10 protein-coding genes are annotated in these 13,010 nt (G+C 52.9%); 7 read left to right on the forward strand and 3 right to left on the reverse strand.

All coding sequences use genetic code 11. The annotated features are described in order from the left end of the window. Nucleotides 1-267 precede the first annotated feature (267 nt). The 7 genes from ACFQI7_RS19840 to rbsK all read left to right on the forward strand — a co-directional run bounded on the left by ACFQI7_RS19840 (nt 268) and on the right by rbsK (nt 8,738). Nucleotides 268-1,992: a sensor histidine kinase gene (locus ACFQI7_RS19840; RefSeq protein WP_218100202.1), complete on the forward strand. Its 1,725-nt coding sequence runs from the start codon at nt 268-270 to the stop codon at nt 1,990-1,992. Next, entirely contained in the window at nt 1,989-3,605 is a 1,617-nt protein-coding gene (locus ACFQI7_RS19845; protein ID WP_218100203.1) for a response regulator transcription factor, read from the forward strand. The genes ACFQI7_RS19840 and ACFQI7_RS19845 overlap by 4 nt, the downstream gene beginning before the upstream one ends. A 125-nt stretch (nt 3,606-3,730) precedes the next feature. Continuing rightward, on the forward strand, nt 3,731-4,627 hold the full coding sequence (locus tag ACFQI7_RS19850; protein ID WP_218100204.1) for a nucleoside hydrolase: 897 nt from the start codon (nt 3,731-3,733) through the stop codon (nt 4,625-4,627). 45 nt (nt 4,628-4,672) lie between these two features. Beyond that, complete coding sequence (locus tag ACFQI7_RS19855) at nt 4,673-6,001, forward strand: extracellular solute-binding protein (protein ID WP_218100205.1); 1,329 nt, start codon at nt 4,673-4,675, stop codon at nt 5,999-6,001. An 83-nt stretch (nt 6,002-6,084) separates the two neighbouring features. Beyond that, entirely contained in the window at nt 6,085-6,945 is an 861-nt protein-coding gene (locus ACFQI7_RS19860) for a carbohydrate ABC transporter permease (RefSeq protein ID WP_218100206.1), read from the forward strand. 12 nt (nt 6,946-6,957) lie between these two features. Then, the gene (locus ACFQI7_RS19865) at nt 6,958-7,797 is read left to right on the forward strand and encodes a carbohydrate ABC transporter permease (RefSeq protein WP_218100207.1); all 840 of its coding nucleotides are present in this window, start codon (nt 6,958-6,960) and stop codon (nt 7,795-7,797) included. A gap of 17 nt (nt 7,798-7,814) precedes the next feature. After that, nucleotides 7,815-8,738: a ribokinase gene (gene rbsK, locus ACFQI7_RS19870; RefSeq protein ID WP_218100208.1), complete on the forward strand. Its 924-nt coding sequence runs from the start codon at nt 7,815-7,817 to the stop codon at nt 8,736-8,738. A 293-nt stretch (nt 8,739-9,031) separates the two neighbouring features. Here rbsK and ACFQI7_RS19875 read toward each other — a convergent pair whose 3' ends face one another. The 3 genes from ACFQI7_RS19875 to ACFQI7_RS19885 all read right to left on the reverse strand — a co-directional run bounded on the left by ACFQI7_RS19875 (nt 9,032) and on the right by ACFQI7_RS19885 (nt 12,969). Next, the gene (locus tag ACFQI7_RS19875; RefSeq protein ID WP_218100209.1) at nt 9,032-10,210 is read right to left on the reverse strand and encodes a hypothetical protein; all 1,179 of its coding nucleotides are present in this window, start codon (nt 10,208-10,210) and stop codon (nt 9,032-9,034) included. 289 nt (nt 10,211-10,499) lie between these two features. Further along, complete coding sequence (locus tag ACFQI7_RS19880) at nt 10,500-11,195, reverse strand: helix-turn-helix transcriptional regulator (RefSeq protein ID WP_218100210.1); 696 nt, start codon at nt 11,193-11,195, stop codon at nt 10,500-10,502. A 13-nt stretch (nt 11,196-11,208) separates the two neighbouring features. Then, complete coding sequence (locus ACFQI7_RS19885) at nt 11,209-12,969, reverse strand: ABC transporter ATP-binding protein (protein WP_218100211.1); 1,761 nt, start codon at nt 12,967-12,969, stop codon at nt 11,209-11,211. Between the last annotated feature and the right edge of the window lie 41 nt (nt 12,970-13,010).

The raw sequence follows: 13,010 nt of genomic DNA on the forward strand, positions 1-13,010 counted from the left end.
GGGAAAACGACACCCGAAGACCGAGCAGCCGGATTATAGAAATAAGCAGAAGGTAGGTCAAAGAGGAAATGGGCATGGGTGGAATAACGTAGCGGCTGGAATCCCATAACCATTCCTCCCTTGCGCAAACGTATGGATAAGCATGGTCAGAGTCATAATGGCTAAAATTGCAATAATAAGAGCATCCAAGTTCCGCGGCGCACTAACGAATCCTTCGCTTCCTGCTTTTCTGGTACAATGAGGTGCGAAAGCAAAGGGAGGGTCATCATGAAATTCAAAAATACGATTTTTTCGAAAATGAACGCCGTTATTTTCTTTTTTCTAATTTCGATCCTGCTGTTATACGGCATATCGCATCAAGTCAGCGTGCGCGTGGTGGAATCGCTTCTGCAAAAGGAAACCGGCAATCAGCTGGACTTTGTCCGCAAGCAGCTCGATTCCATGGCATTGAGCCTGGCGATGAACGCCGTCACTTTGACGCGCGATCCGACCGTGCTTGGAATCGAACGCACGTCGCTGATCGGTGGGGAACGGGCGCTCAGCCAAATCGAAACGAGCGTGCAGGAGAAACTGACTTTGCAAAGCTCCGCAAGCAGCTGGTACAACGATATTACGCTCTATTTTCCGTCCGTGAAAAAAACGATGACCACCGCCTATCGATCGGCGCCCGCCTATGACGAGAAGCAGCTGGAACAGCAGGTAAGGCGCAACAGTTGGACGTATCGGCCGGACTTGTCTTCCTTCGTCTACTATGCAGGAGGTCCGATCAACGAATCGGGAAAAATCGAAGACAGCAACGTCATCGTGGAATTAGCGTTTTACGAGCAAAACATTACGTCTTTACTCGATCAACTGAAAACGGGCGGTAAAGGCGACCCGTTCATGGTGAGCAAGCAGCGGCATATCGCTTTCAACCGGACGTCCGATAAGGAACATACCCGCGCGGTGTCGGAAGCGCTGTTCCTTGAGCCGGAGCAGGATCACGGGAGCTTTACGAAGGACATTGGCGGTCAAACGTATCTGGTCAATTATGTGTATTCGCAGCCGCTCGGATATTATTTGGTCGATTACACGCAAATGCAGCAAATTTTGATGCCGATTACAACGATCCGCAACTGGTTTTACGGCTGCATCGCCTTGCTGCTGGCGGTCGGCCTCGTCTCTTCCTTTCTTCTGTACAAGAACGTCCAAGTTCCGCTGCAGGCGCTGATCGGCGTGTTGAAACGATTTCAGAACGGCGATTTCAGCGTCCGGCTGAACCAATACTTTCGCAACGAGTTTGACACCGTCGTCGTCCGATTCAATGATATGGCCGGGCAAATTCAATATTTGATCGAGAACGTGCTTGAGGAGAGGAACCGTTCCCGGCTGGCTACCTTAAAGCAACTGCAAGCGCAGATCAATCCGCATTTTTTGTACAACTGCTTAAGCTTTGTCATCAGCTCGGCCAATCTCGGACGCAACGACTCGGTCATCGCGATGGCGTATAACCTGAGCGATTATTACCGCTATATTACAAGGCTGGACGACGCGGGCACGCGATTGAAAGACGAGATGAATCTCGTCAAAAACTACTTGGAAATCCATTTGCTCCGATTGCAAAGGATTCGATACGAAATCGACATCCCGGAAGACATGCTGGAGATTCGGCTGCCGAAACTGCTCATCCAGCCGATCGTCGAAAACGCCATCGTGCACGGCTTGGAACCGAAGCCGGGAGGGGGCGCGATCGTGATCAGCGGGAGAAAAAGCGGCGAACGGGTGCAGATTACGGTGGAAGACAGCGGCATCGGCATGTCCGAGGAACGGCTGGAGCAACTAAAGGAGCAGCTTCGCCGCCCGATGGATGAATCGACTGGGACCGGCTTATGGAACGTGCACCAGCGATTGAAATACGGGTTCGGCGAAACGGCGGGATTGTCGCTGGAGCGGTCGGGCGCGTTAGGGGGACTCAAAGTAACGATGCACTGGAGAGGAGAGCTGCGCCAATGATTCAACTGCTGCTGGTAGACGATGAACCGGTCATACTGGAAGATTTGGCTCAATTTTTTCATCAGATTCCCGAGGTCGAGCATTTATATACGGCCGTTTCGGGACAGGAGGCGATGGAGCTGCTGAATCGGCATCCGATCGATATCGTCGTGACGGACATCCGAATGCCGGGAATGTCGGGGATCGAGCTGTGCGAGTACGTAGACCAGTCGGGAACGGGCACGCTGTGCATTTTGTTGTCCGGTTACGCGGAGTTCGAATATGCGCAGCAAGCGTTAAAAACAAAGGCGGCCGCTTATTTGCTGAAGCCCGTAAAAAAGGATGAGCTGCTGCTTACGGTGCGGCAGGCGGCCGATGCGCTGCAGCAGAAGCGGGAGGCGGAGGTGGCGGGCAGGAAGGCGCAGCAGACGCTCCGTACGCATCTGCTGCAACTGCAGGCTGCGCTGCTGCGCGACCTGCTGAGTGGAAGAACAGCTTCGGCGCCTCAGCTCGTCGAAGAAATGGGCAAGCTGGATATCCCCTTCGTCATCGGACAGCCGGCGGTGGTCATCATGCTCCGAATCGAAAACCGCTTTTTGGAATATGATGAGCGCAGCATTTCCTTGTTCGAGTTCGCTATCGTCAATATCGCGGAAGAACTGATCGGGGAGCAATTCCACCTGTGGGCGTGCAAGGACGACAATCAATATTTAACGCTGCTCGCTCAGCCGCGGCAAGAGACGGAGGAGGAGAACTATGCAAGGAAGCTGCTTGATCACAAAATCCGCGAGCTGCAGAGCAGCGTGACGCAATATTTGCAGGGCCATATTTCGGCCGCAATGAGCGATTTCGAGTCTTTTCCCGAGTCGATGTCCAAGCAGTATCTCAAATTGCTTGCTCTACTCCGAAAATTGCCCGGAAGCGAACAAAGTTACTTGCTCCGGTTATGGGATCAGCCGCCGGCGACGCCTCTGCGGTCGCTTCAGCGTCTGTACGAGCCTCCTACCGTGCTGCAGCTGATGGAAGCCGGTAGATGGAGCGATGCGGAGGCGAGGCTCGGATCGATGATGGACGAATTGGCCGTCAGCGGAATGGATACCGCTGAAAACATGTCGGAGCTGTTTTACTATTTGTCCAATGCTTTTACTTACATGGTGCATGCAAGCGGGCTGCAGCTGGCAGATGTGCTCGAAGATCAGTACGGACGGTCGGTCAATGCAACCACGTTCCGTTCCGTCAGACAGCTGCACGAATGGGCGATCGACCTGCTGCAAAAGATTAGGGAGCGAACACGGGATGGAGAACGTGAGCATCACGGCGCCTTCGTCAAGCAGATTCACCAATACATCGAGCAGCATTTGTCCGAGGATGTGACGCTGCAGGCGATCAGCGAGCATGTGAGGCTCCACCCAACATACATATCGGCGATGTACAAACAGGAAACCGGCGAAAATTTAAGCGAGTACATTTACCGCTTTCGCATGGACAAGGCGGCTTATTTGCTGCGGAACACGAATGCGAAAATTTATGAAATCGCCGCCCAGATCGGGTATCAGTACACTCCTTATTTCACGAAGCTGTTCAAAAGCTATTACGGCGCATCCCCGCAAGAATATCGCAAAGCCTCTGTCTGAAACATAGAAAAGCTTTAAATTGTCATCTATTTTCTTAAAATATCATCCGTAGGACGCCTCCCGATTCCCTTTTATAATTACAAGTGTGAGAGTGAAAAGACATTTTTACACTGGGGGGCGTCTTCATGAGTCGCATGATATTGGATACGGATATTGGAACGGATTCGGACGATGCCGTCGCGCTTGCGCTGGCGATGAGGTCTCCGGAAATAACCGTCGAAGGCGTGACAACGGTTTACGGCAACGTGATCGTTCGATCGAAAATCGCGCAAAAAATTATGGCGCTGTGCAGCGCCGGCGAAGCGCCGGTCTATGCCGGCATCGTAAAGCCGCTTTTGCATAACCGTGATGTATTTTGGGCGGGCATCGAGGGCGAAGGGCTCGATATCGCGGATGACCGTGAGGAAGGAACGAAGCATGCGGTCGATTATATCATCGAAACGATTATGGGCAATCCGGGTGAAATTACGCTTGTGACCATCGGCCCGCTCACCAATATCGCGGCGGCGATCATTCGTGAACCGCGCATTGTTAAAGCCGTGAAGGAAATCGTCATGATGGGCGGCGTTACGCGTCTGGGAAGCACCGGGGTCGAGCTGCCGGCCATAGAGCATAACGTAAAATGCGATCCGGAAGCGGCTTCGCTTGTGTTTTCCAGCGGAGCGAAAATATTGATGGTCGGACTGGACGTGACAAGACAAGTATCGATTACGCGGGCCGATAAAGACGAGCTGGCAGCCTCGGGTACTCCGCTGGCGCAGACGCTTACTGCGCAAATTACTGGGTATATGGATTACCGCCAAAGAGATTTTACTTTTATGCATGACCCATTGGCCGTCGCGCTGCTCATTAACCGCAAGCTCGTCAAGACGAGACAGATGGACATCCGCGTCGACTACGACCATCGCCATCCGACCGGAATGACCGTCGGGGAGCTGAACGAGAACGGCAACGTCGAAGTTTGCCTGGAGGTCGACCGCGAATCCTTCCTGCGTTTGCTGCAGCAAAGAGTATTCAGCTAAGCCGATCTCATTTATACGAACCAACTTAGAGGGGGATTGCTTACGATGAACATGATGAAGACAGGCCTCATCGGATCGCTTGTTCTTGCGCTTGCCGCAGGCTGCTCGAATGCTGCCAAGCCGGAAGCCTCGTCCGACAAACAAGCGCAATCGGGCGGCGTAACGGAAATCTCGTATTTGGCCAACTCGATCTGGGAGAAGCCGATCAAGAAAGTCATCGATGAATTCGAAAAAGAAAATCCGAACATTAAAGTCAACTTGCAGCTCAGCCCGACGACAAAGCTGACGGAAACGATCGAAATCAAGCTGGCTTCGAAGGCGCAAGACCTGGACGTCGTATCGGTCGATGTACCGCTCACTATGGGATATTCGCTCAAAGGCTACCTGGAACCGCTCGATAACCTGCTCGGCGCCGACGCCAAGCAGAAGTGGGTAGCTTCCGCCGTGGATGCCGGATCGTATAACGGACAGCTGATGTCCGCGCCCATGAATACGTCCAGCGTCGTGCTGTTCTACAACAAAGACTTGCTTCAACAGGCGGGCGTACCTTTCCCTTCCGAGCAGATCAAAGACCGGATGACGTGGGAATCGCTGGTGGAGACGGCTAAAAAGCTGTCCAAAGATACGAACGGCGACAACCAGAACGATGTATTCGGCTTCAGCTTCGACCAGGTAGGCAAAGCTTATCAGCTGCTCGCGCTCGGTCAAAGCAAAAAAGCCCAGGCGCTCAGCGACAACGGGCTTACCGCCAAAGGATTTACGAACTCGCCGGAGATGGTCAGCGCATTCCAGTTTTACTCCGATATGTTCAACAAATATAAGATCAGTCCGAAAATCAAGCGCGAGGAAGCGCTGGATTACTTCATCTCCGGCAAAGTAGGAATGTTCCTTGCTTCCACGCAAAACTTGCCGAGAATCAAAGATGCGAAAATGAATTTCGGCATCGCCCCGCATCCGTATTTTGAAGGAGGTAAAGTGGCGACGCCGACAGGAAGCTGGCACGTCGGGATCTCCAAATATTCCACGAAAAAAGAAGCGGCCGCCAAGTTCGTCAAATATTTGACGCTGGGTAAAGGTTCGCAAATTTGGTTCGAGGAGAACGGCGCGCTGCCGGCTACGCTGGAACTGCTGGATCACATCGATAAAGATGCCAAGTACAACGAATTTCCGAACACGATCATGAAGCTGGCTGCCGGCGAAGCAAGGCAAACGGCGGCGCTTCGACCGAAAACGCCAGGCTATCTGGAATGGGAAAACAACGTAAACAAAGCATTTGAAGATATAAAGAATGGCACAGACCCGAAAAAGGCGCTGGACGACGCGGCCACGCTGATTGACAGCCAGCTCAGAAAATATCAATCCGTCGTGAAGTAACGTTTGGGGGAGGGAGCGATCCCTTCCCTTCTTCATTCTTAACTAAAAATCTACTAAGCTAAAAGACTGAGGGTGAGAAACGGATGAAAGTGGAAAAGCTCACGCCGTACCTGTTTTTGTTTCCCGCCATGCTGGGCCTTCTCATATTCAAGCTGTACCCGGTGTTGAACGGCTTGCAGCTTAGCCTTTACGGACCGGAGTTTTTAAATGCGGGGAAGGCGTTCGTCGGCCTGCAAAACTATGTTTCTCTATTTACCGATCCCGTATTCTGGAGCTCGCTCAAAATAACGCTGCTGTTCAACGTGTTTATTAATCCGATTCAGGTTGCACTCGCATTCGGGCTTGCGCTTCTGCTCAACGGCAAGTTAAAGCGTATCAGCTGGTTCAGAGGCATTCACTTTGTGCCTGTGGCCGTATCTATTCCGACAGCGTGTATTTTATGGAACATAATGCTAAGCCCGGAGCAGGGCGTAGTCAACTCGGTTCTCGTAGGTCTCGGCCTGGAGCCGCAGCCGTTTTTGTCCAGCAGCAGCCAGGCACTGGCTTCTATCATCGGCATCGCCAGCTGGAAAGGCGTCGGCTATTGGGCGATCTTTCTGCTGGCCGGTTTGCAGGAAGTTCCGGCATCACTGTACGAGGCATCCGCTATGGATGGCGCTTCCCGCTGGGAGCAGTTCAAGCAGGTGACATTTCCGATGATGAGCCGTTCGCTGACGTTTGTCGCCGTTTCGGTTACCGTTTCCAATTTCCTGCTGTTCTCGCCGATGTACATTATGACGCACGGCGGGCCGGAGCACAGCACCAACGTGCTGATGCTGGAAAGTTATAACAGCGCATTTATGTATTCGGATATGGGCAGATCGTCGGCGATCGTCATTGTGCTGTTGTTGATCACACTAAGCGTCGTAGCGATGCAGTTTAAATTTTTCAAGGCCAAACATTAGGAGGTGGGCTTCATGCAAAAAAGAAAAGGCTCCGTCCCGCTGCAGTATGCGATTCATATCATTCTTGCACTGATTGTGCTGCTTCCGCTCGCTTTTGCCCTTGTCTCCTCTTTGCGGCCTTTGGATGAAATTTTCCGTTATATGTCGCCCGTTTCGTGGAGGACGTTTATTCCCACCCATATTACGTTTGACGCCTATGTTTCCTTATTCACGGAAAGAGGCTTCGGGAGAATCTTTTTCAATACGTTCTACGTGTCTGCGGTTAATGTAGTGGTCGGCTTGATTGTAGCGTCGATGGCTGCTTTCGGTTTTGTCTATTTTTCATTCCGCGGCCAATCGTTTTTGTTTTTGCTTGTGCTGCTGACGTTTATGATTCCATTCGAGGTCATCGCGATTCCGCTGTACAGCTTGGTCGATAAGCTGGGCTGGATCGATACGTATTCCGGCATTATTATTCCCGGCATCGCAAACGGCTTGGTCATCTTTTTGTACCGTCAGTTTTTCCTCGACTTGCCCAAGGCGCTCATCGAGTCAGCGCGGATCGACGGCGCTTCTTGGTTCAAAATTTACGCGGGGATCATTATGCCGCTATGCAAGCCGGTAACGGTTAGCGCCGGACTGCTCATTTTCATCCATCAATGGGAATCGTTCATGTGGCCGCTGATTGCGACCCGGTCGAAAGATTATAAAGTGATTCAAGTCGCGCTGAGCGACTTCGTCACCGAGTTCGCCACCTATTGGAATGAGATGTTCGCAGGAGCCGTCATCGCGGTTATCATTCCGGTCATTGTGCTGCTGCCGCTTCAGCGTTATTTTGTCAACGGCATTGCCAATACCGGCTCGAAAGAATAAGACGGGAGGTGCCGTGGATGGGAAACATCATTACAGTCGGAAGCATGAATATGGATTTCGTATATTACGTGCGCAGCCACCCGCTGCCGGGCGAGACGGTGCACAGCGTTAGAACGGAGACGAAATCAGGAGGGAAAGGCGCTAATCAGGCGGTTGCCGCCAAGCTTTCCGGAGCCAACGTGACGATGGTCGGGGCACTCGGGAAAGACCCGTATAGCGAAGACGTGCTGGCCGGTTTGCGGGGATACGGTGTCGATACAAGCTCTATTGTGCTCAAAAAGGGAACCATCGGTACGGCGTTTATTACGGTAGACGAGTCGGGGCAGAACAGCATCGTACTAAATGGAGGGGCTAACGCACTTTTGACCGTGCAAGACTTGGAGTGTCTGCCGTCGCTGTTCGAACCGTCATCCGTCGTGCTGCTGCAGAACGAAATCCCTTGGGATTGCACGCAATATGTGATCGAAACCGCCTACCGCCGCGGAGTTTCCGTATGTTTAAACCCCGCTCCTGCTTTAACGATACCGCCGCACCTGCTCCCTCTTATCGACATTATGGTGCTAAACGAAACGGAAGCCGCATGGGTGACGGGCGTAAAGGTGGAGCACGATGAATCCGCCGTACGGCAAGCGGCAAGCTCGCTCATCCGCTCCGGAGTGAAGGAAGTCATATTGACGCTTGGCGCCAAAGGATCGTTTTACATGAATGAGCGTGAAGAGGTCATCCATACGCCCGCTTTTAAGGTAAACGTCGAGGATACCACCGCTGCGGGTGATACATTTATCGGCTCGTTTCTTGCCGCAAGACAGAAGGGGCTGCGGACGGAGTCGTGCTTGCGGTGGGCAAGCGCGGCGTCGGCCATCGCCGTATCTCGGGCCGGAGCGCAGAGCTCCATCCCGGATGCGGAGGAAGTGGCGGCATTTTTAAAAAGCAATGCGTAGCGGGCTTGACTAGAGCGTAGGAGTATCCGGAAAATTTTGTTATTTTTAGAAACAATAAGCGCTTACCGTATCAAATACGGGCTGATTTTGCTGCTATTAAAGAAAAATCTGACCGACTGTATGCTTTGGTAACTGGAAGTCATCACAAATCTACAAAAATAGGAGGCCGTATAAGCGGCCTCTTGCGTATTGAATCGCAGCTGTAAAAAATCGCTAATTCTGCTGTTCAGGGGAGCCGTGCAAAGTCAGCCTGATTTAAAGAATGAGCAGTTACCCGTTGTGCTCGGGGAAATCTACAGAAGCGCCGCCGCCTTCGCCAACAACGCCGATCCGCTTTCCTCCGCCTTCATGGCACGACGGATATAAGGGGCGGCGTATCCGGCCATTTCCCTTGTCCAGCTTCTTTGTGCGCCGAAGGGCAGCAGTGCGGCGGATGCCTCCAATTGTTCGGCTACTTCGCGGTATACGCCCCACGCATCGCGGAGAACGACACCGGCTTCGCCGTCGATCCTCGCTGCGGCTTCGGACAAAAATTGTTCACCCATCCGGCGGCATTCCGCCCAGCATTGTCCGCTGTAGGCGAGGGCAAATGCGTTGGGCTGTTCGCTTTCCAACGCGCGAATCCATTGCTCATATGCGGGGATTCCCGCCGTATACGGATCGCTTACCCATTTGCGAGGCGCTTTTGCGAACTGCAGTGCAAATTCCAGCGCTTCGCGCACGGTGGTGCGATCATCCGATTGGCGGCACGGCTCGACCCAATACATTTCCAATAAACCGATATGGACGGTTCCCGGCTTCGTCCACGGAGTGAATCCGTTGCCGCGCAGCAGCACGGAGTGGCCTTCGGTCGAGAGCACTTCGCGGATACCGCCGTTATGGATGATCCGAACGTTTCCGGCCAAAGCCATGCCTCGCGGTGCAATGATTCGATTGATGGCATCGATGAGTTCAGGGTAATGGTCAAGCTTGACATACGTCTTGTCGCCTAGCGGCTCCAGCAGTATCTGCATGTACTCTGGAATATCAAACAAATTGCTATCGGAGTCGTCCGGGCTTGGCTCCGTTCCGATTCCGCGAAACCAGTAGCCGTTTTCGTCATAGCCGTTTACAACGTAATACTCGGGAATGCCGAGATTATACCCGTAACAGGGGAATCCGCGGTCGATGGCGAGCCGGGTGTTCTCCCAAGCCATGATTTGCTTTTGTGCAAAGTCGGGGTCTGTTTTAAACCCGTACACCCCTTGGATCATCAGGCCAAGATTATGGCATAAATTCATCATGGGCCCGCCCTGCCATGGGCCGTTTGCCCCGAAGCCTTCCGGATCCATATGAAGGACGAACGCGGCGCCGGTTCCCCCGAACAGCCATGCATCCGTGATATCCGATCCGAGCGCCTCCGCGCAGCTTTTGAGCGCTCCGAGCTGCGAATTCCAAAACGGGCGCCAATGCAAGTTGTCGATCTTCTTCAAGCCTCACAACTCCCTCGATAAAATAGATGGTTCAGACTTTGTCTGACTCCATTCCATCATAACCGGGGGACCCGGACGTATAATGTCATGCTCAAGCTGATGGCGCAATTTATTTTCCAGCAGAGATAAAAAACGGTTGCGAAGCCAGCCAGGCGAGCGAACGGAGCAGCCGGTCACGCAAGTAAACAATGCTGCAAGAAGCCTGTCGGGATCGTAATAAGCGATGCGAAATAAATGCGGAGCGACGCGTTCGGCGCGAAAAGGCAGAGTCCGCGCGTACGACTCCGCATCAAAGTGTACATAAGCAAAAATCCGGCTCGGATAAAAGCTCTGGGACGATGCTCGCATCTTTCAAAAGCGGCGCCAGGTCGAACGGGACTTCTGTCCGTTCCGCCTTTTGCAGGCGGCTTACCGCGAAAAAGCGGATTCGTCCTTCCGGTTCGCAGTATCCGACGACGTAGTTGTCGAGCTGATGCGCGTACACATGATAAGGCGACAACCGAATCGTTTGTAATACGCCGTCGTCCGCAGACACAACGGTTACGTCTACCTTCGTAAAGGAGCGAATGGCGCAGGAAAGCGTATCGAACATCGCCAGCTCGCCCGGGTCGGCAGGAAATAAAGGCAAGACCAGCTCAGCTGCGGGATCGTTCGACTGATCGATAAGCCGCCGGAACAACCGCGCCAAATGCCTGGCATGATCCGACTCCAGCCTGGCATAGCGGTCGGCTAAGTACGATAAGCTTTGGCGCTGTTCTTCCGTAATGACCACATGCCCGTGTACATAAGACGATTCGGTGTAGAAATAACCTCGCTTCAAGCGGCAGTATTCGAGCGGAGCGCCCATCGAATCGCGCAAATATTCGATATCGCGGGCCGCTTGCCGCAGCGAGATGGAGAATCGTTCCGCAAGCATACGGCAGTTCGGGTAACGCCGCTCCCGAATTTGCGCGTCCATCCATGCGAGGCGGTGTGCGTTGCTCACCGAAACCACATCCTTATCCGCTTGATATGACCGGCGATGCCTGTTCTCCTTTTTGCAGCTGATACATTTTATAGTATCTGCCCTCTAGCGCCATAAGCTCGTCGTGGTTTCCCCGCTCGACGATTTCTCCCCGGTGCAGCACCAGAATTTGATCGGCTTCGCGAATTGTGGACAACCTGTGTGCGATCACCAAAGTAGTCCGGCCCTCACTAACGACTTTGAGCGCTTGCTGAATCAACCCTTCGGTCTCGCTGTCAATGCTGGCCGTCGCTTCGTCTAGAATGAGAATGGAAGGATCGAAAGCGAGCGCTCGCGCAAACGAAATGAGCTGCTTCTGGCCTGCGGACAACGTGCTTCCCCGCTCCACAACCGGTTCGTCATAACCGTTTGGCAGCTGTTCGACGAACGATGCCGCACCCACGTCTTTCAAGGCACTTTTGACACGGTCCAGCGAGATGTTTTCGTTGTACAAGCTCACATTGAATTTAATATCGCCGGCAAACAGGAACGGGTCCTGCAAAACAATGCCCATATGTTTGCGCAGCTCCTGCTTGGAGAAGGAGGCGATGTTGCGTCCATCAATGGTGATGTTCCCATCATTCGGTTCATAGAAGCCGAGCAGCAGATTCATGATCGAGCTTTTGCCCGATCCGGTGTGCCCGACGAGCGCGACCGTTTCCCCTTTGCCGGCTTCAAACGAAATGTTCTTCAGCACCGGCTCTCCCGCTTTATAGCCGAAGGTGACGTTGTCGAACTTGACGGCACCCTCCGGGCGGCGGACTTGATCGGTTTTCTCGACCTCCGTTCCGTCCATATCGAGAATCGCAAACACTTTCTCTGCGGACACGAACGCTCGCTGCGCATTCGTCAGTTGGTCGAAGATCCCGATAATCGGCTGGAAAATGCGGCCCAAATAATCGATAAAAGCGTAGAACACCCCAAACGAAATCACCGTTTGCAGTGATTCCCGGCCGAAGTACCAGACGACCATTGCGGTCACTAAGCTGCCGATCGTGCCTACGATGTTGCGGGAGGATAGGGAAAACACCTTGAACTGTTTGAGCTGATTGGCGTAACGGTCCTGGTTCAGCGTCTCGAATTCGTCCAGCGTCACCTTTTCCCGGCGGAACGCTTGAATGATCTGCATAACGACGATCGATTCGTTGATCATCGCGTTCATATCGCTAAGCCGCGCGCGCATAATGCTGATGAATACCTTGGAATATTTCAGATGGATGATCATAATGATCGCGAATAAAGGGGGCAGCAGCAGACAGAACAGCGCGAGCCGTACGTCCAATATAAGTAGGGCGGTAAAAATACCGGTCAATTGTACCAGGCTCACGACGAATGTTGCCATAAAGCTCATGAACAAGTCGCGGACCGCTTCCGTGTCGTTAGCGATTCTCGAGACGACCTGCCCGATGGGCGTGTTGTCAAAATAGCGCAGGGAGATGCGCTGAATGTGGCGCATCAAATCCATGCGCATGTTTTTAATAATTTGCAATGCTGTCGATTGCAGAATGTACGCTTGAACGAAGTTGCCTATGCTGGCGGTTAACAACAGCCCCATATACAAGGCGAGCAGCCCGAGCACTGGGAGCAGTTCGCGGGTGCCTGCGGACAAATGTTTGTCGATAATCGTTTTCGTTATATAAGGGCCGGCAAGCTCGGCCCCAACCGCACAGCAGAGGATGAGCAGCGCGCCGATGATTCTGAATTTATAAACTAAAGCGTAAGCGAACAATCTTCTCGCCGTGGATTGCTGCGGCATTCGGGTCGGCCTCCTTCACGTAAAATGTAGCGGTGCTGTCC

It is taken from the genome of Paenibacillus allorhizosphaerae, from assembly GCF_042659105.1.
In the GTDB taxonomy this organism is placed as follows: domain Bacteria; phylum Bacillota; class Bacilli; order Paenibacillales; family NBRC-103111; genus Paenibacillus_G; species Paenibacillus_G allorhizosphaerae.

Bases quoted from the DNA above. Each gene is read 5' to 3' on its own strand.
- ACFQI7_RS19860 (WP_218100206.1), top strand. From the start codon at position 6,085: ATGAAAGTGGAAAAGCTCACGCCGTACCTGTTTTTGTTTCCCGCCATG.
- ACFQI7_RS19840 (WP_218100202.1), top strand. From the start codon at position 268: ATGAAATTCAAAAATACGATTTTTTCGAAAATGAACGCCGTTATTTTC.
- rbsK (WP_218100208.1), top strand. From the start codon at position 7,815: ATGGGAAACATCATTACAGTCGGAAGCATGAATATGGATTTCGTATAT.
- ACFQI7_RS19850 (WP_218100204.1), top strand. From the start codon at position 3,731: ATGAGTCGCATGATATTGGATACGGATATTGGAACGGATTCGGACGAT.
- ACFQI7_RS19845 (WP_218100203.1), top strand. From the start codon at position 1,989: ATGATTCAACTGCTGCTGGTAGACGATGAACCGGTCATACTGGAAGAT.
- ACFQI7_RS19885 (WP_218100211.1), bottom strand. From the start codon at position 12,969: ATGCCGCAGCAATCCACGGCGAGAAGATTGTTCGCTTACGCTTTAGTT.
- ACFQI7_RS19855 (WP_218100205.1), top strand. From the start codon at position 4,673: ATGAACATGATGAAGACAGGCCTCATCGGATCGCTTGTTCTTGCGCTT.
- ACFQI7_RS19865 (WP_218100207.1), top strand. From the start codon at position 6,958: ATGCAAAAAAGAAAAGGCTCCGTCCCGCTGCAGTATGCGATTCATATC.